We start from the raw sequence: 26,280 nt of genomic DNA on the forward strand, positions 1-26,280 counted from the left end.
CATTACTAATATGACTAATTTTTCATTTTTTATAAGCTGATTTTATCGATTTCTGTTTCGATTTCTTTTTCTTCCACGATCATAATTCTTACTTCGATCTCTCCGATCTCCTCCACGGCCTTTTGAATCCTTATCATATCTTGGCTTTTTCGATCTTAAAGGCTCAACTGCAGTTAATTTAACTGGAGTTGCGTCAGGTTCTTTTGTTAGGAGCTTTAAGGCTGAAGCAAGTAATGTTACTGAATCGGTATCATCTAACAGGTTTTCAGCAACTTTCTTGTATTCCGAGTAATCGCCTTTTTCAATTGTTTTCATTAATAGGTTTATTGTAGCTTGTTGGTTTCCTGCCAATACATCTCGATATGATGGAATAGGTTTTTTCGTGATCCGTTTTTTTGTAACACCTTCGATGATTTTTAAATGATCCATCTCTCTAGGAGTAACAAAGGTATAAGCCTGTCCTTTTTTCCCTGCTCTTCCGGTTCTTCCAATACGATGGACATAGCTTTCAGGATCCTGAGGGATATCAAAGTTATACACATGCGTAACACCACTTATGTCAAGACCTCTTGCAGCCACGTCAGTGGCAACCATGATATCGATGGATTGCTCTTTAAAGCGTCGTATTACCTGATCACGTTTTGCCTGTGGGATATCTCCATGAATACCCTCTGCAGAATAACCCCTTTTAATTAAACCTTCGACCACTTCATCTACACGTTTTTTTGTTCTTCCAAAGACAATAGCGAGTTCAGGGGATTCGATATCAAGCAATCCACAAAGGACATCAAACTTTTGCTTTTCATGAACCTCAAAATAATATTGTTCAATATTAGTGACCGTCATTTCTTTTGCTTTTATTCTTACAAGCTCAGGGTCCTTCATAAATTTCTCAGCTAAATTTTGAATTTTTCTTGGCATGGTCGCTGAAAACAAGAGCGTTTGCCTATCTTCTGGTATATCACTTAGGATTCTTTCAATGTCTTCAATAAATCCCATATTGAGCATTTCATCTGCTTCATCCAATACAACCATCTTAATATTGTTTAATCTGATTGTTTTTCTTTCAATATGATCGATTAATCTTCCTGGAGTTGCCGCAATGATTTGTGGTCTATTTTTTAATGCGCGAATTTGTCGGTTAATATCTTGACCACCATAAATAGGTAATGTTCGTATACCTTTAACCTGTCCAATTCGGTTTAGCTCTTCTCCTACTTGTACGGCAAGTTCCCTTGTCGGAGCAAGTACGAGACCTTGAATTCCTCCGTCTTTCAATACCTTTTCTAGAAGCGGCAAACCGAATGCCGTTGTTTTACCAGTACCTGTTTGTGCCTGTCCAATCATATCTTTCCCTTTTAGTCCGATTGGTATGGCTTGTGCCTGAATTGGAGTTGGCTCCTCAAATCCCATATTTGATATGGCCTTTTCTAGTTCCTCACTAAGACCAAAATCTGAAAAAGTTGTCAAATTGTTCTTCCTCCTTTAAATAAGCTCCATCTTCCTATGGAAAGTCCCAAATTACGGAAAATTCCTATATATAAATGCAATTGTTCTCACAACACAATATTAGTATTTCAATAAATGATTTAATTTACAAACAAATTCTTGTGAAAATATTGCAAAGAAATGGTTCAAGGTAATTTATATATTTATTTATATAATTTTTAATAAGTATGCGATTTAACAATAAAAAAAGGTGATGCAAATGACATCACCCTTGATTGAATGAGTTATTAACCTTTAATTACGTTAGCAGCTTGTGGTCCACGGTTTCCTTCAACGATTTCAAAAGAAACAGCTTCGCCTTCTTCTAAAGTCTTGAAGCCTTCAGTTTGAATAGCGGAGAAATGAACGAATACATCTGTACCTTCTGAAGATTCGATGAATCCAAATCCTTTTTCTGCATTAAACCATTTAACTTTTCCAGTCATGTTTACTTACCTCCAAAAATTGTTCACCATAAGCATTGCATACATTAAACCAAAAAAGTCGCAGCTACTTGAATTGGGATCGAATAAACATCGGCCCCTATCTTTGCAGCTACGACTACTTATCCAAGAATATATACCGACTTATTAGCGTTACTCTTCATGATAAAGAAAACTTTGCATAAAGTCAAGTTACTAGGTCCAATCAAATGACAGAATCTCAATTTTTTTTGTTTTATTTTGATTAACCATAGCCTCTATTACTCTTTCGATAAAAACCTCTTCTGTCTTTACATCATATCCTAAATATCGACATAAATGGATATGAGGATTTATTTGCTTTGCATGCCTCACTTTTCTTTCAATTTCTTTCATTAATAGGCCAGTAAACAGTAGATAAGGGACGAAATATATATTTCTAGTGACTTCTCTCTGAATGGTGTCCTGTTTTAGAACATCTTCAAAGCTGGGCTCTGCAGCATGTAAATAACAGGTCTTAACAGAAGAGATCCCAGACAATTGTTGAACTAAATGGGCAATTTTTTGAAAATCACGAGCAGCATCCTCATCGGTACTCCCTCTTCCAATTAATATGACTTTAGACATTGGTTCAATCTGTTCAACCTTAAATGACTGCTTAATCCTTTCAATCACAATTTCAGCCATTTTTTCATGCACACCAATAGGTTGTCCGTAAGTAACCTTTATAAAGGGGAACTGACCCTTTAATTGTCTTATTTCATGGGGTATGTCTACTTTTGCATGGTTAGCTGAAAAAAGTAGCAAGGGAACCACTGCGATATGAGTAGCCCCTTTTTCAACACATGCTCGAAACCCTTCTCTGATTGAAGGGGTGGCAAGCTCTAAAAAGCTGATTTCGTGAATGTCTGCCGGTATCCTTTTTTGGCATTTTTCAATAAAGGAAATCGCCTCCTGAAGGGCCTTTGGTAGGCGACTTCCATGACAAACATATAGCACTGCCTGCTTCATTTAAAGCGCCTCACATAATTTAGCCTTTGTCTCGAGGGCATCCTCAAACCATTTAATTTTTTCACGATAACGTACTACCTCGCCAATAATAATCATACTTGGGTTTTCAATCTTTTTTTCTTTTACGATATCTATTATATTTTCCAGTGTCCCAGTTACTGTTCTTTGAACGTCTGTTGTCCCCCAGTTTACAAGAGCAACTGGTGTATCTTTGCTTTTCCCGTTTTTTATTAATTGATCTTTAATATAAGGTAGATTGCCTACCCCCATATAAATAGCTAATGTATCCATTCCATTCGCTAGGCTTTTCCATTTTTCATCTTCTTTTTGATTATCCTTCAAATGTCCTGTAACAAAAGCTACGCTTGAGCTTAGTTCTCGGTGAGTGACAGGAATTCCAGCATAAGCAGCTGCTGCGATCCCCGAGGTTATCCCAGGTACAATTTCAAACGGGATACGGTGGTTAGCTAATGCTTCCGCTTCTTCACCCCCACGACCAAATACGAAGGGGTCACCCCCTTTAAGTCTTGTTACAATCTTTCCACTCTTAGCATATCGAATTAAAAAATGATGGATGGTTTCCTGCTTCATGGTATGATAATGAGGTAATTTCCCACAATATATTAACTCCGCCCCTTTTTTTGCATAGGAGAGTAATTCTTTATTAACTAGACGATCATATAAAATAACATCCGCTTGTTGTATACATTTTATCGCTTTTAGTGTAATTAAATCCGGGTCACCTGGACCTGCACCAACAATATAGACCTTACCCATTGTTTTCCTCCTCTCCATGTTGGGCGTTAGGATGATTTCACTTTGCTTTTTCTCATCCAGCAACGTTATTTTCTTGTTCATATAATACGTAACCAGTCCCATTGGCAATCCTTCTTTTTTCATACAATGATAAATCAATGATTTCTGGTTTTTTAAGAAAGTATTGTTCTAATTCATACTCAACTTGTTCAAAGGCATTTTCGTCTTTCTCAGCCGCAACGACTACCTTTGTTATATATTCATTTGTAATAACCTCAAATCGATATAAGTACATCATATTCTCCTTATGCAGTTTGTAGGATTTTGTCTAATGCTTCCTGCAGGGATTCTAAGCCCACGCGTTCAACATAGTTAAAAAATGCTTCATTTGGCAATTTTGTATTTTTAAAATGAAGTAATAGATTTTTCACGACTGAATACAGGTGCTCAGCTTCGATTTTCCCTTTTAATTTTTCATTTAATTTCCCGTCATCCTGAAGGGTTCCGCCTACATAAATTTCAAAAGCTTCTACCAAGCCTTTATCTTTTGATTTCATTTTTATCCCTTGAAGACCAATATCAGCTATTTGACGTTGACCGCATGAATTTGGGCATCCAACCATATGAATTCGAACGGGGACATCAAGGGAAATTTCTCGATCTAATCGGTTGGCTATTTCTTTCATTCTTTCTTTTGTTTCAACGAGGGCAAGATTACAATACTCAATTCCTGTACAGGATACAGAGTAGCCGATGAAAGAAAGTGGATTGACATTGTATTTTTTTAGTAGATCCTCTGCAAGAAGGGCATCCATTTTTTCATTAGGAATATTAGGGATAATGAGATTTTGAGAGTTGCAATTTCGTATTTCACCATTTCCATATTTCTCTGATAGGTTTGCAAGCTCAATCACATCTTCAGCGGTTAAACGCCCTACTGGAATGTTTAATCCAACATAAGACAGACCCTCTTGTTTTTGCGGATGTACCCCATAAAAATATCCTGCATTCCATGTCTCCCTTACATCCTCACCACTTGGTGGTAGATCAACATATTTCAATAGCTCTTCCTTGAACTTCTCTGGTCCCCATTCAGCCATTAAAAATTTCAAACGAGCATAATGACGCTTTTCTCGGTAGCCGTAATCACGGAAAATCGTCGTTACAGCTATAGCCACTTCTTTTACTTGCTCAGGGGCAACAAATACGTCTACTTTTTGTGCAAGGTACGGTCGAGCGGATAACCCACCCCCTACGATTAAGTGGAACCCTAATGCTTCCTTCCCATTGATTGCCTTTTTCGCAGGGACAAAGGAAACACAATTGATTTGAGAATTCGATGCATTTCTTACGTTAGCGCTGATTGAAATCTTAAATTTCCTTGGAAGGTTTGAAAAATCCTCATTCAATTGGAAAAACTCAAAAACATCTTTAACCACTTCTGTTGTATCAAAAAGCTCATCCTGATCAATTCCAGCAAGTGGATTCCCAACAATATTTCTTGTAATATCTCCACAGGCACCAATCGTTGAAAGACCGACACTTTCTAATCTTTTGTAGATGTCAGGAATTTGATCTATAGTAAGCCAATGAAATTGGACTGCTTGACGAGTAGTAATATCATATACTCCTCTTCCATAATCCTTTGCAATAGAAGCAAGCACACGAACCTGTTCATTTGTTAAAATTCCGGAAGGCACGCAAACTCTCATCATAAAATAACCATCTTCTTTTGGCCTTTGTAAGTATAGACCCGCCCATTTAAATTTATCCCATTCTTCCTTAGGAATTGAGTCAAAACCATTTTCCGCGTAATATGGAATATCTTGAAGAATAGACAATCCATCCCTCTCAAGCTTCCATTTTTCAGTTGAATTTAGCTTCTCATTATTTGCCCAGGTTTTCGTGTATGCCATTATATCTACTCCTTTATATTCTCATTTTAGCCTCCTGTGGGCTAAACCCCTGTGCGAGCATTTTTCATCGAATGATTAAATCCAGCCTTTTTCACTTAAAAATTGAGTTACCTGTTGTACACATTCCTCAATGGAGAAATCTTCAGTGTCTAAAACGATTTCTGGGTGAAGCGGCTCCTCGTAGGGGGCACTAATCCCTGTGAAGTGAGCGATTTCTTGTTTTCGCGCTTTTTTGTATAAGCCTTTAGGATCTCGCCGCTCACACTCCTCAACAGAGCATTTCACATACACTTCGAGAAACTCATCTGCTTCCACCAATCCTCTTACCACATTACGATCCTCCCGATAAGGTGAAATAAAGGCTGTCAAAACGATTTGTCCGCTTTCAATTAATAGCTTAGATACTTCTCCAATTCTACGAATATTTTCCTTTCGATCCTTTTCATCAAAGCCTAAATCCTTATTTAATCCATGACGAACATTATCACCATCTAGAACGAAGGCTTGTTTTTCACCATCAAAAAGCCTTCTTGCCAACGCATTAGCCACCGTCGATTTTCCTGATGCCGAAAGACCGGTAAACCAAATAATAAAACTATGATGTTTGTTTCTAACCCTTCTTTCTTCTTTTGTAATTGATGTGTCATGCCAAACGATATTTTGGACCTTCCCGCTCAAGCTAAATCCCCCTTAAAATGTTCCTACCTCTTGTTTTAGTCCATTAATCAAAACCTCTACGACTTCTTGACGACTGAAAGTACTAGGAGGTATTTCTCCATTTCTTAACATCTCTCTCACCTTTGTACCAGATAAAATGACATGGTCTCTTTTATCATGTGGGCAGGTTTTGGTTGTGGCCATGCCCTCGCATTTTTGGCAATAGAAGCTGTGCTCAAATTTCAGTGGTTTAATACCAAGCTCCTCTTCCTTAAATTGATCAAAAATCTTCTGTGCATCATATGTACCATAATAATCTCCGACTCCGGCATGATCACGTCCAACTATAAAATGAGTACAACCATAATTTTTTCGGACCAATGCATGAAATATCGCTTCTCTTGGCCCTGCATAACGCATAGCTGCTGGAAATACACCTAAAAACACCCGGTTTTCAGGATAGTAGTTTTGTAGCAGAACCTGATAGCTTTCCATTCGGATATTTGCGGGTATGTCATCTGATTTTGTCTCTCCAACAAGTGGATTTAAAAAGAGTCCATCGACTGTTTCTAAGGCAGCCTTTTGAATATATTCATGGGCGCGATGAACCGGATTTCTTGTTTGAAAACCAACAATAGTTTTCCAGCCCTTTTCTGCAAAAATCGCTCGTGTCTCCTGAGGATCAAAGGTGAATTCTGCAAAAGGCTTTGCTGGTCTTTTTACTAGTGTAATTTCTCCTCCTACATATACATCCCCGCGTTCAAATAGTTTTTTTACTCCAGGATGAGCTAAATCCGTTGTTCCATATACATTTTGGGCTTCCTTCCACTTATCAGGTATATATATTTCTTCAACGGTTATCGCACCGTAGGCTACACCTTCATGGACAAGGCGTACTCTTTCCCCTAGCTTTATCCCTTTCACTTGCACTTCTTTTACAGGCAAAGTAATTGGAATACTCCAAACGGTACCATCCTGTAACCTCATCTGGTCAACTACTCGATTGTAATCCTGTTCCTTTAAAAAACCATTAATTGGACTATAGCCACCTATAGCGATTAACTCTAAATCACTTAAGGCCATGGCATCAATTTGGATTTCTGCTTCCAAGGCTTGTAGCTGTTCATCTGGATGATATGCTTGAACAAGCACTCCACCATGCGGTAATAGACTCATTCTAATTCCTCCTTTTAATATACAAATAGTAGGCTATATAGTTAAATGCCTCCACCATCTTCATAGATCGATCGCTTTTCTTCATTAATAATTCTTAATAGAACATTTCCACCTAAAGCTGCAATAATGACGCAAAGTGGAATGATCACGGAATAGACATCAAAATCTAAAAAGAGCTTGACCAAAAAGTATGAAATGGTTAAAGAAAAGAGCGGTGAGACAATCCAAATACTAAAAATCTTCTTAACAATACTCTTTTGTAAAATACGACTTCCATTCTTAGCCATTCCAATCCCAATAATGGATGAAGATGTGACTTGTGTAAGTGGAACAGGTAATCCAAAAAGTGAGCTGATGATGACGAGACCAGCACCTGTGGATGAAATCAAAATACCCTCCGTTTTTTCATATTGGGTAATCTTTTTACCATTCGTCTCAAGGACGCGTTTCCCTAGAAAAGCCGCACCCAATGCGACAAATAGGCCACCAATCCAAGTACCGTTTTCAATTGACAGGAGCCCTGCTGCTACGAGCGGACCTACAGCATTTGCTACATTATTCATTCCGGCTGAGAAAGCTTCAAAAAAACCTGCGATGATTAAGATGTACGTAAGGGAGTGATGTTCAAACGTATGGCCTTTCTTCCTCAATAAAAATAATCCTTTACCAAGCAGCCAGGTGATGAAAAAAGCAGTTACAGGAACTAACACCCAAAACATCATAATGGTTAATAATGAGTCAATAAATAGAACCTTGTAAGCAACTCCTATTCCAACAACCGCGCCCACTGTTACTTCACTCGTAGATAACGGGATTCCAATTAAATTGGCCAAAAACAGCGAGCTTGTAGCGGATATGAGAATAATTATGACCACCTTTACCGAAATCATTTCCTGTGGAATGATTCCCGAGCTAATCGTCTTAACAACTTCACCCCCACCTAAAATGGCTCCAGAAAATACACCAATCGAACAAATAATTAACGCATTTCGCGCATTTTTGATTGCACCTGAGCCGTAGGCAACCCCCATTGATGCGGCTGCACCACTCGCACCAATATTCATTGCAAAAAACAAACTGATGAGGATGCCAAAAACATTAAACAAAGAGGTTATCCTCTCTTAATGAAGACCACATTCAGTCTTCCCTTTTCCCTTCCACCTACCTGCTCTCATATCCTCTTCATAAAATACCGGTGCAGTACAATGAGAACAACCTATGCTTGGATACCCTCGATCATGTAAAGGATTGTATGGAAGATTATTTTTGTGAACATATCTCCACACATCCTTCCATGTCCAATGAATCAGCGGGCATACTTTAATCGATTGAAATTTAGGGTCTAAATTAATGAATTCAACCTCTCTTCTTGTTTCCGACTGCTCTCTCCTAAGTCCAGAAATCCATGCCTTTGCCCCTGATAATGTTTCTTTTAATGGAGTCAGCTTACGAATTTGACAGCACTGATCAGGATTTGTTTCCCATAAATTTTTCCCATAAAGCTCACTCTGTTGTTGAAGTGTCAATTCAGGCTTCTTTAACACAATATTTAATTGAGGATATTTTTCTTTTACCCTTTCAATAGTTTCATAGGTTTCTTTAAAGTTAACATCGGTATCGAGAAAGACAATTTTTGCATTTGGGTTTACTTTGGAAATTAGATCGATTAATACAATCCCTTCTATACCGAAACTGCAGGCATATACGATTTCCTTTCCGTAGTGCTCGTATGCCCAGCTTAAGACATTCATTGCTCCTTTAAAGGTTTCGTCTACCTCAAAATCCTCCGTTGGTTTTACCCATTCTTCGTAAGTAAGCATGTTAATCATCCTTTTGCATTCATTTTCAATAAACCAAAATCACTTCTCTGTGAATCAAAAAGAGACGCCCCAACCATGTGAAAAAAATATTTCTCATGGTTAGGACGCCTCTAGTTTTCTAGTCAGCATCTCACCCTTATTTAAGCCTCACTTTTTCGTTCTTCTCAATTTGAATCACATTGCCATCTTGGATTATGAGTGTAATTGATCCATGACCCATTGAATGTAACATCTCTCTTAATTTAGGAATAACATGATCCAATTGGTCATCTTTCCCTAGCTTTTTGACCACTCAATTTCCTCCCACCTATCTTATCCCCGTGGACAAACTTATTAAGGTCTATCACCTGAATAAAAAAATCCTTCCATTTGGAAAGACCTGTAGGCATATACCTTATCTTTCAAAATGAATTATTCATTTTGCTGGAGTTAGCACCTTGCATCAGCTTGTAGGTTGCCGGGTTTCATAGGGCCAGATCCCTCCACCACTCTGGATAAGTTTAATTATTTTATTATTCTAAATAATATCACATATTCCATTGATGTCAACCCTAGTATTTCGATAGGAATTTATTTTTTTAAAATCTCTAACTAAAAAAGAGCACATAATTGCGCTCTTTTAAGTAAATATTAATTAAATCTCAATCTCAGTTATCCATTGATAATTTTCTTTCAGCTGCATCAACAGTATGTTTCAAAAGCATAGAGATGGTGACTGGGCCGACGCCCCCTGGTACTGGGGTAATTGCAGATGCCTTTTCATAGCAAGACTCATATTCCACGTCACCAATATTCCCCTTGTTATAACCGGCATCGAGGATAATGGCACCCTCTTTTAGCCACTCGCCCTTAATAAAATTTGGTTTTCCCACAGCTGCAACCACTACATCAGCCATTTTCAAAATCTCCGGTAGATTTTTCGTGTAGGAATGACAGGTTGTAACCGTAGCATTTTCATTTAGCAAGAGTGCTGAAACTGGTTTTCCTAATATTGGGCTTCTTCCCACAACTACTGCATGCTTTCCTTCCACTGAAAGATCATAATGCTCTAATATTTTCATGATTGCTGCTGGTGTACAGGAAGGGAAAATGCCAAAACCTAGTGCAGTTTGACCATAACCCCAGCTTGTTACTCCATCAACATCCTTTTCAAGCGCAATCGCCTCAAATGCTCTCCGTTCGTCAATATGACTTGGTACTGGATGCTGAAGGAGGATTCCGTGCACACTATTATCTTCATTTAATTCATCAATGGTTTTTAATAAAGTCTCTGTCGTTGTATCGTTAGGCAAATGGATTTTTCGAGATATAATACCTAGGCGGTTACATGCATTTCCTTTCATTTTTACATAGGTAGCTGATGAAGGGTCGGCTCCTACTAGAATCGTAACTAAAGAAGGTTCAACTCCTTGTTCCTTTAATCGTTCAATCCTTACCTTTAAACTGTCTTTTACTGCATTCGATACTTTGTTTCCATCTAAAATCAATTTTTCCATTTCTTTCACTCCCCGGAATTGGTAAAAAGAGACAGGGTACCCTAATCTCTGCCCAGACGACCGGCTATTCTTGAACGCAGCTCCCCTATGGTTTATTCCATATTGTCGTCAGTTACTGCGAATCCCTAATTTTTTTCTACTCACATAATAGCATAGAGCACATATATTTCAAGATTATTTCAAAAAATTGTTCGTCTTTTCAGATATATCAAAAAAGGCCGACTCAATGGTATGACAGGGAACATTCACTGTCATTACCAATTGGGTCAACCTTATCGTCATGTATTTGGACATTCTTTTTATTCTGCACAAAACCTAAAACAACGAAAGCCCTACCTCTCTTTCATCAATACGGCTCCTAGACCGCGCCTCTTAGAATCAGGTTCTCTAATAGTTTCAAGGAAAAATACTCATTGATATATTGGGGTTATATTACGTGTATAAAAGAGGTTTGTTACAAAGTGGGTTAAAAATCTCTGGAAACACACAAAACTATACAATCTAAAGAGTAAAACTATTTATATATTTCTTCATGATGATATTATTCAAAGTCTAATATCCAAACACAAGAATTATTATTATAATACTTTTTTTCTTATTTGTCTATAGAACTTTTAAAATTATTTCTCTTCCATTGAAATTGTTGCCGTTTGAATGGCTATTTCCATTTCTTCTTTCATGATTTGTTCCATCCTTCGGTTCCATCCGAAGTAATCTTTTAAAAAAACTATAACCTCATCCTTATACTTTTTGACAACGTCCAAATGAAATAATAAATCTCCCGTTCTTCGACTAAAAAAGTCGACAGGTGTGACAACCATTTCTTCTTCAAGACCATACTTAAGCTTGGCAAAAAGGAGGATAGGCAGTTGGTAACGGTCAGCTATATCCTTTTCGCAAGCGATTATTTTGTACAAAACGCTAACATTTGAACCATACTTGATCGTTAATTGCCTAGCCTCCTCTTCTGTTAGCCCAATTGAGATGCCCTTTTTTGTATGGACATGTAAGTAATCTTTGAACCCCTTTGATCCACCCACATTTCCTCCAGAAATGGGAAAATGCTTTGTTTTACAGTTAGGATAACGTCTTCCATTTTCCTCCTTAGATTTTTTAACAATCAAATCAACCACTTCTTCTGACATTTTTCGATAACCTGTTAATTTTCCGCCTGCAATTGTAATCAATCCAGACCTCGACTCCCATATTTCATCCTTACGAGAAATCTCGGAAGGCTTCTTCCCTTCTTCTGAAATGAGCGGTCTAACACCTGCCCAACTCGATTCAATATCATTTTCATCCAGATGAATACTCGGAAACCGCTCATTTATTGCTTGTAAAAGATAGATTCTGTCCTTTGAGGTTACCTTTGGATAGATTGGATTCCATTCATAAAAGGTATCTGTTGTTCCGACATACGTTTTTTCTTCGCGAGGAATGGCAAACACCATCCTTCCATCATTTGTATCAAAGTAAATTGCCTGTTTTAAAGGAAATCTAGACTGAGAAAAAACTAAATGCACACCCTTTGTCAGGTTTAGATATTTACCATGATTTGAGCGGTCCAATTCACGAATGGTATCCACCCATGGACCAGCAGCATTAATAATATAGTCTGCATAAATCTCATAAATCTCATCAGTTAGTTGATCCGATACTAGAACTCCAACTAGCTTTTCGTCTTGATAAAGCAGCTTTTCAACCTTTGAATAATGGACTGCTGTTGCCCCTTTTTCATTAGCTGCTTTTATTACTTCAATGGTTAACCGAGCATCATCTGTCCGATATTCTACATAATATCCTGCTCCCTTTAAACCCTCCTTATTTAATAGTGGCTCACGAGCTAATGTCTCATTCTTATTGAGCATCATTCTCCTTTCAGACTTTTTTACCCCTGCTAAATAGTCATAGATTCTTAATCCGAGGGAGGTGCTCCATTTTCCAAAGGTTCCTCCCTTGTATATGGGTAAAAGCATCCATTCTGGTGTTGTGACATGTGGGCCATTTTCATAAACAATCGATCTTTCCTTTCCAACCTCCGATACCATTTTTATTTCCAATTGTTTCAGGTAGCGAAGTCCCCCGTGTATTAACTTTGTAGAGCGACTGGATGTGCCTGCAGAAAAATCCTGCATTTCAATTAGAGCCACCTTCATTCCTCGTGTAGTCGCATCTAAAGCAATACCTGCACCTGTTATCCCACCCCCAATAATGATAAGGTCATGCTTTTCAGACTTTAATTTATCCACAAAAGCCTCGCGATTTTTATTAGAAAAATTCATGATCCTCCTCCCAACATTGCGCCTCACTTTGTAAATGTATGTTGGAATGGCAAAAAAATGAAAAGAGAACTCCTTTCCTTTTACAGGGGATGTTCTCTTCTTATGGGACCCAATTATTTAAAGACCATAGCGGCATGAACAGCCTTTTTCCAGCCAGAATATAAAAGCTTTCGTCTCTGCTCATCCATTTCTGGAATAAATGACTGTTCTATAACCCATTGCTTAGAAATTTCAGCTTGATCCGTCCAATAACCGACTGCGAGGCCAGCTAAATAAGCGGCACCAAGTGCTGTTGTTTCGTTAATCTTTGGTCTTTCTACCGGAACATTCAATAGATCTGCTTGAAATTGCATGAGGAAATGATTCGAGACAGCTCCTCCATCAACACGCAATGTTTTTAGTTCGATTTTCGAATCAGCTTCCATTGCTGCTAAAACATCCTTTGTCTGATAGGCTAATGACTCCAATGTTGCTCGAATAAAATGCTCCTTTGTTGTACCCCTGGTTAAACCAAATACGGCACCACGGACATCGCTATCCCAATAAGGTGTCCCTAAGCCGACAAAAGCTGGGACGACATATACGCCATCGGTTGAACCAACCTTTAATGCATATGCTTCACTATCCTTTGCCTTCTTTAGCATCCTTAAGCCATCTCTAAGCCACTGAATGGCTGAACCAGCAACAAAGATACTTCCCTCAAGGGCATATTCTACTTTTCCGTTTAACCCCCATGCAATCGTGGTAAGCAAACCATGCTGTGATTGAACTGCCTTATTGCCAGTATTCATAAGCATAAAACAGCCGGTGCCATATGTATTTTTTGCCATCCCCTCGTTGAAGCAAGCCTGGCCAAATAGCGCTGCCTGCTGATCCCCAGCTGCCCCTGCTATTGGTATTTCCTGACCAAAGAAATGGTAGGAGGCTGTTTTAGCATAGACTTCTGATGATGGTCTGACCTCTGGAAGCATTGACTTCGGAATACCTAATATTTCAAGCAGCTCTTTATCCCATTCAAGCTTATGGATATTGTACAACAAGGTTCTAGAGGCATTAGAGTAATCGGTGATATGGGCTTTCCCTCCTGATAACTTCCATATCAACCATGAATCAATCGTTCCTAACAAAAGCTTCCCTTGTTCTGCTTTTTCACGGGCTCCTTCCACATGGTCAAGAATCCATTTAACCTTCGTCCCTGAAAAATATGGATCAATGAGTAAACCCGTCTTTTCTCGGAAAAGTTGATTATACCCTTTCTCCTTAAGCTCCTCACATATTTCATTCGTCTGCCTTGATTGCCACACAATTGCATGATAGATAGGAATTCCTGTTTCCTTGTCCCAAACGACTGTCGTTTCCCTTTGGTTGGTAATCCCAATACCAGCTATCTGCTCTGCCTTTTTTCCAGACTCGGTTAGCACTTCAGCTATCACGGATAATATGGATGCCCATATTTCATTGGCATTATGTTCTACCCAGCCTGGCTTTGGGAAGTATTGCGTAAACTCCTTCTGGGCAATATGGACAATCTCCCCTTTTTTATTAAAAAGAATTGCCCGGGAGCTTGTTGTTCCTTGATCTAATGATAGAATATATTTTTCCACCATATACCACCTCCAGTCAAACGTATACTTTTATTATATTGCAGAAGTTGGGATTCTTCCTATAAAAAAACGACTTTGCCTAGTGGCAAAATCGGTAAAGATGAAAAACTGTAACATTGAATTCATTTCTATGCCTGCTTTCGTTCCTTTGTTTTTGCTGTCGTTCTTTTCCTTGTCTTTGTTTCCTTTTGGGGCTTTGTTCTGTCAATAGAGGCCTGAAGAGCAGCCATTAAGTCAGTAACATTCGATTTAACCTCTTTTTCAGCAGATGTTACCACCTCATTTCCAGTTCTCTTAGCTTCAATAAGCTCAAGTAGAGCCGTACGGTAATCATCCGTATATTTTTCCGGTTCAAAATCGGTGGTTAATTGGTCAATAAGCAATATCGCTGTGTCTAATTCCTTTTTCGTCACTTTATCCTCTGAAGGAACATTTGGAACATCTCCCGCCGATCTAACCTCATCTGGATAATGGATTGTTTCCATGACTAATGTGTTATTATAAACTCGAATTACAGCAAGCTGTTCCTTCGCACGAATAATGATTTTGGCGAGACCGACCTTTTCAGACTCCTCTAATGCCTTTCTTAGCAAGGAGTAGGCCTTTCCCCCACCCTCATGGGGAGACATATAATACGATTTGTCGTAATATATAGGATCAATTTGTTCCATTTTTACAAAATCGATAATCTCTACAGCCTTGTCTTCATTTTCCTTCTTTAACTTTTCTAAATCTTCTTCATCAAGAACGACAAATTTCCCTTTTGTATACTCATATGCCTTAACAATTTCATCAGGTTTAACTTCTTCCTCACACGCTGAACAAATCTTTTCATACTTGATCGGTGCATGACATTTCTTGTGAAGTGTTCGAAGCTTTACATCCTTGTCTTCCGTTGCAGCATGTAGTTTTATTGGAATATTAACAAGACCGAAGCTAATGCTTCCTTTCCACATAGTATGCATACCATTTCTCCATTCCTACCTTATTTCTTCTTAATTTATGTAAACAATTGCGAAGCATGTATTTCAACATTTGGTAGAGGAGTAATCTTATCCTTTGGGAAAATTAATTGAAAAGGAATTGAGAGGATTATGAATGATGAAACCTATGCTGCCAAGTTTATCCTTTGATGTCCCAAGAGGGAAAGATTGGTTTTATGAAGTAAAATATGATGGTTTTCGAGCAATCCTACACTGGGACAAAGAAATTCAATTAATCAGTCGGAACGGGAAATCTTTACTTGAAATTTTCCCCGAAATGAAAGAGTTCCTGGAAAAATGGGCAGATCAATTCAAACCATTTTTACCCTTTGTATTAGATGGAGAATTGGTCTTTTTAGAGAACCCCTATAAAGCAAATTTCGGTAATCTGCAAGTAAGAGGAAGAATGCGTTCACAAGAACGTATAAGAGAAAAGGCATTCAAGGCTCCCTGCATGCTATTAATTTTTGATGTATTAATGCTAAAAGGAAAGTCGACAAAGGAAATGACCTATTTAAAAAGAAAGGAAACACTAAAGGATTTTTTTCAGTCATGCTCCCTCCCGTTAAAGCCTAATAACAATAGTACGCAGTTACTTCAATTGATCCCATTTTATAACCACTTTGAAGAGATTTGGGAAAAAGTCATCTTGAATGATGGGGAAGGAATCGTCGCTAAACGGGAAAATAATATATGGGAAGAGGGAAAGAGAACCACAACCTGGATAAAATATAAAAATTGGAAATATGTTTCTTGTTTTGTGACTGCCTTTGAAAAAGCTAATGGCTACTTTTATGTTGGGGTCCTTAAGGAAGAACGAGTTCTTCCTATTGGTGCTTTTCTATTTGGTATAAAGCCTGAGGAAAAAGATGCACTATATTCAATCATAAAAGAAAATAAGTCAAAGGAGGATGACCAATTTATTTATGTAGAGCCCGGAATATGTGTTGAGCTTAAATATTTAGAGTGGTACCAGGAAGGAATGCGTGAACCCCATTTTGATCGCTTTCGTTTTGATTTGAAGCCCAAGGATTGCACCTTTGATAAAATGTTTCAACAGCAAAAAAACCTTCCACAAGATGTGGAAGTTACTCATCCAGACAAACCATTATGGGAAAAGCCCGCGATTCGTAAAATGGACTATATCCATTATTTAAGAGAGATTTCCCCTTATATGCTCCCATTTTTACAGGACCGCTTGTTAACAGTCATTCGCTACCCACATGGGATATTTGGAGAAGCCTTTTATCAAAAAAATAGTCCAGATTACGCACCAGATTTCGTCAAAACACATATAGAAGATGGGATAAACTATTTGGTTTGCAACAATATTAAAACCCTTCTTTGGCTCGGAAATCAGATTGCCTTTGAATTTCACATTCCTTTTAAAACTATATCAAGTACTGGTCCCAGTGAAATTGTTTTTGATTTAGATCCTCCTTCAAAGGATGCCTTTCATCTTGCAATAAAGGCCGCCATTTACATGAAGGAGGTTTTTGACCACTTGCAATTAATTAGTTTTATCAAGACCTCTGGAAGTAAAGGTCTTCAAATCTATATTCCTTTGCCGGAAAACCGATATACCTTTGATGAAACTAGATTGTTCACTTCCTTTATTGCGGATTATTTAGTCTCAAAGGATCCTGATTCTTTTACAATTGAGAGATTGAAAAAAAATCGAGGCAAACGCTTGTATGTAGACTATGTTCAGCATGCGGAAGGAAAAACCATTATTGCACCATACTCCCCAAGGGGAAGAGAAAACGCAACAGTAGCGACTCCACTCTTTTGGGAGGAAGTTAACGAAAAGCTAACAATCGATCAATTTCAAATTCCTATGATGGTTAAAAGAATTAATACTGAAGGAGATCCCTTTCAATCGTACTTTCAGGTAAAGGAAGAACAGAATTTTGATCCGATATTGGATTTCTTGAAAAGAAAGTAGAAGTCTTGGCCGTAACGGACCCTCGTTCCGTTATCAATAATAAATTGCCCATTTTTGGGAGCTTATCAGACTCACGTTCCGCTAATAGCCAAAATTCAGCCCTTTTCCTACTATTTTTTTACCAATAGCGAATTCTCTGTCCGTTAATTTCGATCATTGGGTTGTTTTTACTCAAATAATGGAAACCTTGTCCGATAAAATCATACCACCGAACTTCCCAATTCAAAAAGTAGCCGATTTTTAAGAAAAATCGGCTACCATATCAATGAATTTACATCCATTTAGAAATATAGTCTTTTGCATCCTTTTGTAATTCAGCATATCTCTCTTCCTCAGCAGCAAATAGGAATTTCTCTCCCATTTCAAATGCTTCAGGATGTTCTAAATTAACTTGAACAACGACTTGATACATGTAAGTGGCATTCCCAATTAGATCAATTTTGTACTTTCCTTCGTTATCGTGGACAACACAACGAACCTTTCCTCCATTATTATAGACCTGAATCGGTTTCTCCATTTCATTAATCCCCTGTAAGCAAGTAACTAAACTAGAGGCAGACATCGCAGTACCACAAGCATTGGTGAAACCAACACCTCTTTCAAAGGTTCTGACATAAATATGTCCATTTTCAAATGGTTTTACAAAGCTCACATTGACACCATCTGGGAATAATTCGTTTGGACCATTAACATATTCACTTATTTGTTTCTGTGTCTCAGATTGAATAACATCTGTATCAACAATCGAAATCAAATGTGGGTTAGGCACGGCTACTGCTGTAAATGTCAGTTCATCGGATAGACGAGTAATCTTTTCATTCATTAAAGTCTCTTGATCTAATGACAATGGTAGATCATTTAATCGAAAAGATACTGGGGATATTTCCACCTGATAGGTTGGAATTCCAGGGAAAATATCTTCTTGTTTTTCCACTTCAAGGTCTGCCCTCATAGTTTCAATAACTGCAGAATCCTTCCCAAGGAGCTCACAAACATACCTAGCAACACAGCGTAGGCCATTCCCACACATAGAAGCTTCTGAACCATCAGAGTTAAAAACCCTCATTCGACCATCCGCATGATCGCTCTTTAAAACAAATAGAATCCCATCCGCTCCCAATTCAGTATTCCGATTACATAAGGCCTTTGCTAAATCCGCACATTCCTTTTCCGAAAAAGCATAATCATTGGTTATTTCATCGATTAGTAAAAAATCATTTCCAGAACCGTGACATTTTGTTATTTTCAATTGCAATTTTAAACCCTCCAACGTATTGCATCATTCAACTTTTTTCAGATTACTATATGGTAAGATTGCCATATTTTTTAGGAATGTTCAATAAAAGCTTACCAACAAATTAGAATCAATTAATATAAAAAGGAAGCCCGCGCTTTTTCGTTGAGCTTCCTTTACCTCACTATTTTTTTCATCTAATGTTCTCTGTAGCAAAAATATTTTGCTACTAATCCGAAGAGAATCAGCCTTTCTTCGTCTGTTAATCCTTGTTGGATAGTCAAAACAGGAGTGTTTGCATCCTTAAAATACCTTTCCCATTCTATTGGCATCCAGCCCTTTTTAAGAAGAGCTAATTCTAAGTCCTCATATCGAATCCGAATATCTGTATAAAAAGGCTCCTTTGAGATCGTCCATATTTTTTCCTTGAAACACCAGGTTTCCTTTTTTCCTTTTTTTTCCGTTTGTATAATTGAACCAATAGCTTGTCCTATAGGATTCAATAAATTTATTTCCCTTTTATTAACATAAAGAACAGCCAACAATTGTTGATTTTCATTATACAAACCATATTTTTTTGGAATTAGCTTATCAACAAAGTAGGGCAAAAACCAACGAAAACTTTTAAAATTCATATCCTTAACTTCTCCAACCATCCTTCCGTTTGGTTCAAATAGAACCATTCTTATGGAAGGGGCTGGAAGGAAGGAAAGGAGAATTTGAGACTGATTGAAAATGGTCAGCTTCTTTTCTGTCTCTTGTATCTCATCAATTTCCTCATAACGCCTGCTTTGTCGCTGATAGTTTTGAAAACAGATAAAACTATAAACAATAAAAGGAATAGATGCAATGACCAACCACATCTTCGAAGGAAACTGAATAATTCCAATCAAAAATAGAATAATTGGTAACAACGATACTAAGCTTGCATTCAGTGACATCATGGCCGATAATCGATAATATTGCCGAATATTCATAACGTATACTCCTTATGAAGGGAATCCTACTAAATATTCTATTAACCTACGCTATGAATATGATTACTTTAGGATGATTCACTGTCATAATAGTGATTGAATTTGATCCTTCATTCTCTGGGCATCTTGATATCCCTGGTCATATAGACTTTGTAATTTCTTTGGATTTCTCTCCACTCGGCCTACTTCAAGAGGAACTTGAGGTCGAATGATTAGGACATTTCCTTTCTTTTCTTCCTCCTCCAGGTATTCAATTGTCTCATTATATTTTCGATAACGATTGGCAAGAGCCATCTGAAGCCCGGAAAATTCAGGATACTTCCTTTTTACTAAATATTGGAATCTCGATGGCTTTTTTCGGTATCCTTCATTTCTAGTTAAAACAACAATATTTTTTTTATTTCCATCCTTTTGTGCTTTTTTTATTGGAATGGGATCACTGATTCCACCATCAAGTAATTTTTGATTTTGAAATTCAACAATTGGAGCAACAAATGGTAATGAACTTGAGGCCTTCATCACCGTTAATATGTCATTCCCATAATCTTTTTTATGAAAATAGGCAGGCTCTCCCGTTACAACGTCCGTTGTTCCAATAACAAATTCAGCAGGATTCTGTTCTAGCAGCACATCATAATGAAAGGGCACTAGCTTATTTGGAATCTCACCAAAAATAAAATCCATCCCAAAAAGCTCTCTATTCTTCCAATAATTTTTCAATGACAAATATCGAGGATCCGACACGTAATCAATATTGACCGTTTTATTTCTTCCCTTTTGCTTCGAAAGGTAGGAGGCCGCTACTCCAGCGCCTGCTGAGACACCAATCACATAAGGAAAAAAGATCTCTTGTTCAAGAAAATATTCAAGGACACCTGCTGTATATACTCCTCTCATCCCTCCACCTTCAAGAACTAATCCGAAATCATGTAACACAATAATCTCCCTTTCTATTTTCAAATACTATTATATAAGCATAATAAGATACCTGTTCTTTTACAAGTTTTTGAAAAGAAAAGAAGGCCAACCAAATTGATCAGGTACCCTCGCACCCCTTTTGGTCAGCCACATAGTATATACAACAATTATACTGCTAATTCTTTTTTTCTAAAAATAAGAATGCTAGAAACCAGTAATATGACCATTCCTACAATCGCAATGATTGATGCTATGAATGTCTCTTCAGGCCAGGATCCCTTCATTAAGAATTCACTCGTATAGTTCAATAACTGAGCTGGACTCCATTCCATTACTGTGGATAAAGAACTTGAAACAATATTCAGGATTAGAACAACAGCTAGTGATAAAAATGCAACAACACCTGGCGATTTCAAGAAGCTATTAAAGAAAATGGTTAAGGTAACCACCAATGACAACCAAATACCGTAGATAATAAAGCTATACAGAAAATCTATAAATGGAATCCAATCAAATAATATTCCTACATAATACCATGAGACAATTAACCCTGCAAAGTAAGATAGAAATAAAAGAATAAGTCCGCTAGCCCATTTTGATGTAATAAAAGAAGTAAAAGATACTGGTTTGACCAAAATGAGTTCAACCACTCCGCTTTTTCTTTCACCTGAAATGGTTCCCATAATCGTTAGGACAATAATTAGAACACCTAGCATATCGTATTGACTTAAGCTACTAAAAAATACCTCAGCAGGTGATGGCTCCGGCATTTCAAAAACTGCCCCCTCTGGAAGTCCCCCAACAGAATCTAGTATTTGTGGCATATAATAGGTTGTTAGGGGCTCTGAAGCACCTAATAGAATAAAAACAATCGGTACCCAAATCAATTTAAAATTACGAATCATCTCTAATAGCTCTTTATGTAAAAGCGTAAACCATTGCCTCATTTTTGCACCACCTTCATAAACACATCTTCAAGACTGGTTCTACTAAGCTCAAATTTTATTAGTGGCCAATTATTCACTATAATTTCTTTTAAGAATGCCTGTTTTGCCTCTTCTATATTAGTTACAATAACACTGCATCTGTTTCCATCAATGGTATAGGATTGAATTAAATGGTGATCCTTAAATTGATCCATAAACTTCTCAGCTTTGTCTTGTAGAACAATGTCGATACTGGCTTGCTGGTGCTTTGAACGAAGCTCCTCCATAGTACCTGACTCCACGATTTCACCCTTATGAAGGAACATAATTTCATCACACACTTCTTCAGCATCATTTAAAATATGTGTTGAAAAGAGCACGGTCGTTTCCTTCTTTAACTTTTCAATTAATTGTAATACCTCTCTCCTGCCAAAAGGATCCAAAGCAGAAACTGGTTCATCGAGCATCACAAGCTTCGGCTTATGAATAATCGCTTGTGCGATTCCGAGACGCTGCTTCATCCCACCAGAGTATTTTCCAATTCTTCTATTTTTTGCTTCAAGAATCCCAACGAGCTCAAGTAGCTCTACAGTTCTTTCCTTCGCTTCTTTACCTGGAAGTCCAGCAAGCTTCCCAACATGCTCCAGAAATTCCCTTCCCGTCATCCACTCATAGAAGACAGGAAACTGTGGTAAATAACCGATGTATTTTCGGAGGTCGTCTCCCTTTTGAATGCCATCAAAAATAATCTTACCTGAACTTTGCTTCATCAAACCTGAAAGCATTTTTAAAATGGTTGTTTTTCCTGCACCATTTGCACCTAATAATGCTATGCATTGCCCCTCTTCAAGTCCGAAAGAAATCCCTTTAATGACCTCATTGCTTTGAAAGCTTTTTTTCAAATTTTCCACATGTATGATGGTCATTATTGATTTCTCCTTCCAAATAGGAAGTAAATAATGGGTCCAATAATATTAATAAAGATGATAACTATTGCCCATACCCATTTCGGTCCATTTGCCTTGTCAATTCGAATTAAATCAATGATTGCGACTGCAAGCAGAATAAGCTGAATGACTACTAAAGGCGCAATGAGCCCCCAATTGATTGCCTCTAAAAATTCCATTTGAATACCCCCTTTTTACATAAAAAGACTACTCTAGTAAAATAGTCCTCCAACGAAAGATAATTCCATTTTAATAGTAAGTTAACCACTTGTTAAGCTAAAAAGTTAAATAGAACACCTAAAAAAGGAGGTTGATTCAAACAGACTCAACACTCCTTGAACTTAATGAATAACTCGAAAGACTAGTGGTATTCGATATGTTTGACCATCGTATGCCTTTACTGCGGCAATGATAGTAAAAATAAACGCTAATAATCCCACTACCCATATTAATATAAAACCGATTAGAACTAGCATTAATACAACACTAATAACAGAATATACGGCATATGAAATCAAAAAGTTTAAATACTCTTTACCATGATAATCAATAAATGGAGAATCATCTTTTTTTATTAACCATATTATGAGTGGTCCGATAAATGCAGTAAAAAAACTTACTACATATATAGCCGCTGCAATCAATCTTTCATCCTGAGATGGCATCATTTCTTCCCCCTATTTAATAATAGCTTGCCTTATAGCTATTTTACGTTTATATTTGGTAAAAGTTTCATCCAAATTTCAATGTTTAACATCCTATTATATTTCTTCCTACCCTTATTATGCTCTCATGGTTCTAGGAATTCATCCTTTTTTTGTTCTTGTTTGGGACAACTTGAATACAATTATATATCAGAAGCATTTTAAAAAGGATGATGTGAATTGATGTCAAAATTTGAAGCGTTTATTCTTGGAATTATTCAGGGTTTGACGGAGTTTTTACCGATATCAAGCACTGGCCACTTATATTTAGGAAGACATTTATTTGGACTGGATGAAGCAGGACTTTTCTTAGATACGATGCTTCATGTTGGTACATTACTTGCGGTTCTTGTTGTATATAAAAATGAATTGCTGCAAATTATTAGGAATCCTTTTGGGAAGCTATCCCTTTTACTAATTTTAGGAACATTGCCTGCGGTGGTAATTGGTTTACTTTTCAATGACTTATTTGATACGATATCGAAGACGGGTGTTACAATTGGCTGGGAGTTTTTATTAACTGGCTTAATCCTTTGGGGTGCAGATGGTATTAAAAACGGTCATAAGAAAATGGTAGACATTAAATATGGCGACGCCCTTTTCATCGGTGCGTTTCAAGCAGCGGCCATTTTCCCTGCCGTTTCTCGTTCTGGACTTACCATAGCAGCTGGGCTTTTTCGAAAGCTTGATCGTGAAACTGCTGCCTACTTCTCCTTTTTGTTATCGATTCCTGCAATCGCAGGCGGAATCGTTCTTCAGTTTGGAGAGCTCTTTTCCGGGCATGTAGAAGCAATTAGCTTTGGCAGCTTGTTGATTGCTACCCTTTCTTCCGCTCTGTTTGGATATATGGCAGTTGTTTGGATGATTAATTATTTAAAAAAGCGTTCACTTAAAATTTTTGCCGTATATGTTTGGATTTTAGGAATCCTTATTATCACCCTCCAACTGATTGGCATCTTTTAAATTTTTTTCGTTTTAAAGGAGGAGTAACTAATTGAAAGAAATTATCCTATCCATTTTTGATTATCTTAATCAACTTGGATATTGGGGAATTGCCCTCGGACTTATGATCGAAGTCATTCCTAGTGAAATTGTTTTAAGCTATGGTGGATATTTAATCAGTATTGACCAAATCAACTTCTTTGGTGCTCTATTTGCAGGGGTTATTGGTGGTACATTAGCACAAGTCTTCCTTTACTGGATTGGATTATTCGGTGGTCGACCATTTTTAGACCGGTACGGAAGATACTTGCTTATACATAAAAGGCATATTGATGCTGCAGAACACTGGTTTGATAAATATGGGACGGTAGTCATTTTTACTGCAAGATTTATACCCGTTGTTAGACATGCAATATCGATCCCGGCTGGAATTTCAAAAATGCCACTTTCTAAATTTATTATTTATACGGTTGGAGCAATCATCCCTTGGACCATCCTCTTTTTACTTTTAGGAATGCAGCTTGGAGATCATTGGCAAGATATTAAGGAATATGCAAGACCATATGTAATGCCTATTATTATCATTGCTATATTATTTTTCACCATCTATTTCCTATTTCAAAATTGGAAAAGAAAAAGAAAATAAAACTCTTTCCGAAAAAACTCACCAATTGGTGAGTTTTTTAATATGCACAAATACAGACACATATATTTTAATAATGTTATTTAATCTCTATCGGAAAGGGGCTATTATGACGAATTATTTATTAAAAAATGCCTACGTCTGTCCAGTTACCTCAAAGCCTATCCCTCATTGTGACGTCCTAGTAGAAAATGGAATTATCAAAAAAATAGGTCCACATATTCAGCCTGAATCCAGTTTACATAATATTTCTCATCTAGAGGTCATTGATTGTAACAACCTGTTTCTGTTTCCTGGCTTTATTGATGTTCACACCCACCTAGGTTTGTATGATGAAGGCACTGGCTGGGCAGGTAATGATGCCAATGAGACGGTTGAACCAATGAGTCCTCATGTTCGCGCGATTGATGGTGTATATCCATTAGACCCCGCCTTTACTGATGCAGCAAAATACGGAATCACAACGGTTCATGTAATGCCAGGAAGCGCAAACATTATTGGTGGCACAACTAGCGTCATTAAGACCTATGGGAAGAATATTAATAAGATGATTGTTAGGGAAATAGCAGGATTAAAGATTGCCTTTGGTGAAAATCCAAAAAGGATTCATAGTCATGGGAATAGTGATTCCATAACCCGAATGGGGATCATGGGAATGCTAAGAGAAGCATTTTATGAGGCACAGATACTAGACGATCCTCATTCTCTGAAAACTGCTTCTCTTATTTCAGCATTAAAAAGAGAAATCCCTGTTAGAGCTCACGCGCATCGGGCAGATGATATCATATCTGCCATAAGGCTCGCAGAAGAGTTCAATCTAGACCTAAGAATTGAGCATTGTACAGAAGGCCATTTGATTGCAGAGGAACTGGCTCAGTCCGGTTTGAAGGTGTCTGTTGGTCCTACTTTAACAAGAAGATCCAAGATTGAACTAAAAAACAAGACATGGAGGACCTACCAGGAACTTACCAATCATGGGGTGGAAGTATCTATTACAACAGATCATCCATACGTTCCCATTCAATACCTTAATGTTTCTGCAGCCATTGCCGTAAGAGAAGGATTGTCTGAACAGAAGGCGATTGAAGGAATCACTATTTTCCCTGCGAGAAACCTAGGGATTGACTCACGACTAGGAAGTATCGAGGAAGGAAAAGATGCCGATTTAGTACTATGGGATAATCATCCATTTCACTTTTCTGCAAAACCAAAATGGACCATGATTAACGGTTTCATCGTGTTTGAAAATTTGTAGAATATTGTCCAAGAAAAATGTAAAATAATGACGATTTATTTTAAAAAAAATCTACAAAAAAGCTATTTTCTTTTGAAAAAAATTTTAGTATGATACGTAAGGGAAAGAATTATTTTATTATAAAATAGTTTTATAAAAATGATAAATAAAAGTAATTGGGAAGGCAAATGGTGCGCCA

At 37.5% G+C, this 26,280-nt stretch carries 26 protein-coding genes and 2 riboswitches; of the genes, 4 read left to right on the forward strand and 22 right to left on the reverse strand.

What is annotated here, in order from left to right:
* Positions 1-42: 42 nt before the first annotated feature.
* From BQ6100_RS12675 to ku, 15 genes are all read right to left on the reverse strand, one after another.
* Complete coding sequence (locus BQ6100_RS12675; RefSeq protein ID WP_097677917.1) at positions 43-1,470, reverse strand: DEAD/DEAH box helicase; 1,428 nt, start codon at positions 1,468-1,470, stop codon at positions 43-45.
* 266 nt (positions 1,471-1,736) lie between these two features.
* Entirely contained in the window at positions 1,737-1,934 is a 198-nt protein-coding gene (locus BQ6100_RS12680) for a cold shock domain-containing protein (RefSeq protein WP_075981963.1), read from the reverse strand.
* Between the two features lie 192 nt (positions 1,935-2,126).
* The gene (locus BQ6100_RS12685) at positions 2,127-2,921 is read right to left on the reverse strand and encodes a sirohydrochlorin chelatase (protein ID WP_075981964.1); all 795 of its coding nucleotides are present in this window, start codon (positions 2,919-2,921) and stop codon (positions 2,127-2,129) included.
* Positions 2,922-3,698 (reverse strand): uroporphyrinogen-III C-methyltransferase, encoded by a 777-nt coding sequence (gene cobA / locus BQ6100_RS12690; RefSeq protein ID WP_075981965.1) that lies wholly within the window; start codon positions 3,696-3,698, stop codon positions 2,922-2,924.
* Between the two features lie 52 nt (positions 3,699-3,750).
* Entirely contained in the window at positions 3,751-3,972 is a 222-nt protein-coding gene (locus BQ6100_RS12695) for a DUF3906 family protein (RefSeq protein WP_075981966.1), read from the reverse strand.
* A 10-nt stretch (positions 3,973-3,982) separates the two neighbouring features.
* Positions 3,983-5,593 carry a nitrite/sulfite reductase gene (locus BQ6100_RS12700; protein WP_075981967.1) on the reverse strand — a complete coding sequence of 537 codons (1,611 nt, stop codon included), beginning with the start codon at positions 5,591-5,593 and terminating at the stop codon, positions 3,983-3,985.
* Positions 5,594-5,668: 75 nt separating this feature from the next.
* Positions 5,669-6,271, reverse strand: coding sequence for an adenylyl-sulfate kinase (gene cysC, locus BQ6100_RS12705; RefSeq protein WP_075981968.1), 603 nt, complete (start codon positions 6,269-6,271; stop codon positions 5,669-5,671).
* A 12-nt stretch (positions 6,272-6,283) separates the two neighbouring features.
* The gene (sat, locus tag BQ6100_RS12710) at positions 6,284-7,426 is read right to left on the reverse strand and encodes a sulfate adenylyltransferase (protein WP_075981969.1); all 1,143 of its coding nucleotides are present in this window, start codon (positions 7,424-7,426) and stop codon (positions 6,284-6,286) included.
* A gap of 41 nt (positions 7,427-7,467) precedes the next feature.
* A complete protein-coding gene (locus BQ6100_RS12715; protein ID WP_075983564.1) occupies positions 7,468-8,490 on the reverse strand; it encodes an inorganic phosphate transporter in 1,023 nt (340 codons plus the stop codon).
* A 57-nt stretch (positions 8,491-8,547) separates the two neighbouring features.
* Positions 8,548-9,246: a phosphoadenylyl-sulfate reductase gene (locus BQ6100_RS12720; protein WP_075981970.1), complete on the reverse strand. Its 699-nt coding sequence runs from the start codon at positions 9,244-9,246 to the stop codon at positions 8,548-8,550.
* A gap of 136 nt (positions 9,247-9,382) precedes the next feature.
* Positions 9,383-9,496, reverse strand: a complete 114-nt coding sequence (locus tag BQ6100_RS21120; RefSeq protein ID WP_390622441.1) for a DUF2292 domain-containing protein — start codon at positions 9,494-9,496, stop codon at positions 9,383-9,385.
* 141 nt (positions 9,497-9,637) lie between these two features.
* Positions 9,638-9,747: riboswitch (SAM riboswitch) on the reverse strand.
* Positions 9,748-9,893: 146 nt separating this feature from the next.
* Positions 9,894-10,742: a bifunctional 5,10-methylenetetrahydrofolate dehydrogenase/5,10-methenyltetrahydrofolate cyclohydrolase gene (locus BQ6100_RS12730; RefSeq protein ID WP_075981971.1), complete on the reverse strand. Its 849-nt coding sequence runs from the start codon at positions 10,740-10,742 to the stop codon at positions 9,894-9,896.
* 43 nt (positions 10,743-10,785) lie between these two features.
* Positions 10,786-10,868, reverse strand: a riboswitch (ZMP/ZTP riboswitch).
* A gap of 494 nt (positions 10,869-11,362) precedes the next feature.
* Positions 11,363-13,027, reverse strand: a complete 1,665-nt coding sequence (locus tag BQ6100_RS12735) for a glycerol-3-phosphate dehydrogenase/oxidase (RefSeq protein ID WP_315970035.1) — start codon at positions 13,025-13,027, stop codon at positions 11,363-11,365.
* Between the two features lie 110 nt (positions 13,028-13,137).
* Positions 13,138-14,628 carry a glycerol kinase GlpK gene (gene glpK, locus BQ6100_RS12740; RefSeq protein ID WP_075983566.1) on the reverse strand — a complete coding sequence of 497 codons (1,491 nt, stop codon included), beginning with the start codon at positions 14,626-14,628 and terminating at the stop codon, positions 13,138-13,140.
* A 128-nt stretch (positions 14,629-14,756) separates the two neighbouring features.
* Positions 14,757-15,593, reverse strand: a complete 837-nt coding sequence (gene ku, locus BQ6100_RS12745; RefSeq protein WP_075981973.1) for a non-homologous end joining protein Ku — start codon at positions 15,591-15,593, stop codon at positions 14,757-14,759.
* Between the two features lie 136 nt (positions 15,594-15,729).
* On the opposite strand from ku, the gene BQ6100_RS12750 reads away from it, so the two are divergent.
* Positions 15,730-17,556, forward strand: a complete 1,827-nt coding sequence (locus tag BQ6100_RS12750; RefSeq protein ID WP_075983567.1) for a DNA ligase D — start codon at positions 15,730-15,732, stop codon at positions 17,554-17,556.
* A 271-nt stretch (positions 17,557-17,827) separates the two neighbouring features.
* On the opposite strand, the gene dapF is transcribed toward BQ6100_RS12750, so the two are convergent.
* The 7 genes from dapF to BQ6100_RS12785 all read right to left on the reverse strand — a co-directional run bounded on the left by dapF (position 17,828) and on the right by BQ6100_RS12785 (position 23,223).
* A complete protein-coding gene (gene dapF / locus BQ6100_RS12755) occupies positions 17,828-18,811 on the reverse strand; it encodes a diaminopimelate epimerase (RefSeq protein WP_075981974.1) in 984 nt (327 codons plus the stop codon).
* Positions 18,812-18,987: 176 nt separating this feature from the next.
* A complete protein-coding gene (locus tag BQ6100_RS12760) occupies positions 18,988-19,767 on the reverse strand; it encodes a hypothetical protein (RefSeq protein WP_075981975.1) in 780 nt (259 codons plus the stop codon).
* A gap of 84 nt (positions 19,768-19,851) precedes the next feature.
* Positions 19,852-20,703, reverse strand: coding sequence for a patatin-like phospholipase family protein (locus BQ6100_RS12765; protein WP_075981976.1), 852 nt, complete (start codon positions 20,701-20,703; stop codon positions 19,852-19,854).
* Positions 20,704-20,852: 149 nt separating this feature from the next.
* Positions 20,853-21,632, reverse strand: coding sequence for an ABC transporter permease (locus BQ6100_RS12770; protein ID WP_075981977.1), 780 nt, complete (start codon positions 21,630-21,632; stop codon positions 20,853-20,855).
* On the reverse strand, positions 21,629-22,537 hold the full coding sequence (locus tag BQ6100_RS12775; protein ID WP_075981978.1) for an ABC transporter ATP-binding protein: 909 nt from the start codon (positions 22,535-22,537) through the stop codon (positions 21,629-21,631). Before BQ6100_RS12775 ends, BQ6100_RS12770 begins: the two co-directional genes overlap by 4 nt.
* The gene (locus tag BQ6100_RS12780) at positions 22,537-22,737 is read right to left on the reverse strand and encodes a PLDc N-terminal domain-containing protein (RefSeq protein ID WP_075981979.1); all 201 of its coding nucleotides are present in this window, start codon (positions 22,735-22,737) and stop codon (positions 22,537-22,539) included. The genes BQ6100_RS12775 and BQ6100_RS12780 overlap by 1 nt, the downstream gene beginning before the upstream one ends.
* Before the next feature lie 162 nt (positions 22,738-22,899).
* Positions 22,900-23,223 carry a DUF4870 domain-containing protein gene (locus BQ6100_RS12785; RefSeq protein WP_075981980.1) on the reverse strand — a complete coding sequence of 108 codons (324 nt, stop codon included), beginning with the start codon at positions 23,221-23,223 and terminating at the stop codon, positions 22,900-22,902.
* A 222-nt stretch (positions 23,224-23,445) separates the two neighbouring features.
* Here BQ6100_RS12785 and BQ6100_RS12790 point away from each other — a divergent pair, with 222 nt between their 5' ends.
* The 3 genes from BQ6100_RS12790 (at position 23,446) to BQ6100_RS12800 (ending at position 26,102) form a co-directional block, all read left to right on the forward strand.
* A complete protein-coding gene (locus BQ6100_RS12790) occupies positions 23,446-24,225 on the forward strand; it encodes an undecaprenyl-diphosphate phosphatase (RefSeq protein WP_075981981.1) in 780 nt (259 codons plus the stop codon).
* Between the two features lie 31 nt (positions 24,226-24,256).
* Positions 24,257-24,850 carry a DedA family protein gene (locus BQ6100_RS12795; protein WP_075981982.1) on the forward strand — a complete coding sequence of 198 codons (594 nt, stop codon included), beginning with the start codon at positions 24,257-24,259 and terminating at the stop codon, positions 24,848-24,850.
* A 106-nt stretch (positions 24,851-24,956) separates the two neighbouring features.
* Entirely contained in the window at positions 24,957-26,102 is a 1,146-nt protein-coding gene (locus tag BQ6100_RS12800) for an amidohydrolase (protein ID WP_075981983.1), read from the forward strand.
* The last annotated feature ends 178 nt before the right edge of the window (positions 26,103-26,280 follow it).

Source organism: Bacillus massilinigeriensis (assembly GCF_900117315.1).
Lineage (GTDB): Bacteria > Bacillota > Bacilli > Bacillales > Cytobacillaceae > Bacillus_BE > Bacillus_BE massilionigeriensis.

Coding starts and splice junctions, on each gene's coding strand:
- BQ6100_RS12785 (WP_075981980.1), bottom strand. CDS start 23,223: ATGCCATCTCAGGATGAAAGATTGATTGCAGCGGCTATATATGTAGTA.
- BQ6100_RS12680 (WP_075981963.1), bottom strand. CDS start 1,934: ATGACTGGAAAAGTTAAATGGTTTAATGCAGAAAAAGGATTTGGATTC.
- BQ6100_RS12685 (WP_075981964.1), bottom strand. CDS start 2,921: ATGAAGCAGGCAGTGCTATATGTTTGTCATGGAAGTCGCCTACCAAAG.
- BQ6100_RS12760 (WP_075981975.1), bottom strand. CDS start 19,767: ATGAATATTCGGCAATATTATCGATTATCGGCCATGATGTCACTGAAT.
- BQ6100_RS12730 (WP_075981971.1), bottom strand. CDS start 10,742: ATGGAAAAATTGATTTTAGATGGAAACAAAGTATCGAATGCAGTAAAA.
- cobA (WP_075981965.1), bottom strand. CDS start 3,698: ATGGGTAAGGTCTATATTGTTGGTGCAGGTCCAGGTGACCCGGATTTA.
- BQ6100_RS12800 (WP_075981983.1), top strand. CDS start 24,957: ATGACGAATTATTTATTAAAAAATGCCTACGTCTGTCCAGTTACCTCA.
- BQ6100_RS12715 (WP_075983564.1), bottom strand. CDS start 8,490: ATGAATATTGGTGCGAGTGGTGCAGCCGCATCAATGGGGGTTGCCTAC.
- sat (WP_075981969.1), bottom strand. CDS start 7,426: ATGAGTCTATTACCGCATGGTGGAGTGCTTGTTCAAGCATATCATCCA.
- BQ6100_RS12695 (WP_075981966.1), bottom strand. CDS start 3,972: ATGTACTTATATCGATTTGAGGTTATTACAAATGAATATATAACAAAG.
- BQ6100_RS12720 (WP_075981970.1), bottom strand. CDS start 9,246: ATGCTTACTTACGAAGAATGGGTAAAACCAACGGAGGATTTTGAGGTA.
- BQ6100_RS12775 (WP_075981978.1), bottom strand. CDS start 22,537: ATGACCATCATACATGTGGAAAATTTGAAAAAAAGCTTTCAAAGCAAT.
- BQ6100_RS12750 (WP_075983567.1), top strand. CDS start 15,730: ATGAAACCTATGCTGCCAAGTTTATCCTTTGATGTCCCAAGAGGGAAA.
- BQ6100_RS12790 (WP_075981981.1), top strand. CDS start 23,446: ATGTCAAAATTTGAAGCGTTTATTCTTGGAATTATTCAGGGTTTGACG.
- BQ6100_RS12780 (WP_075981979.1), bottom strand. CDS start 22,737: ATGGAATTTTTAGAGGCAATCAATTGGGGGCTCATTGCGCCTTTAGTA.
- ku (WP_075981973.1), bottom strand. CDS start 15,593: ATGCATACTATGTGGAAAGGAAGCATTAGCTTCGGTCTTGTTAATATT.
- BQ6100_RS12700 (WP_075981967.1), bottom strand. CDS start 5,593: ATGGCATACACGAAAACCTGGGCAAATAATGAGAAGCTAAATTCAACT.
- BQ6100_RS12770 (WP_075981977.1), bottom strand. CDS start 21,632: ATGAGGCAATGGTTTACGCTTTTACATAAAGAGCTATTAGAGATGATT.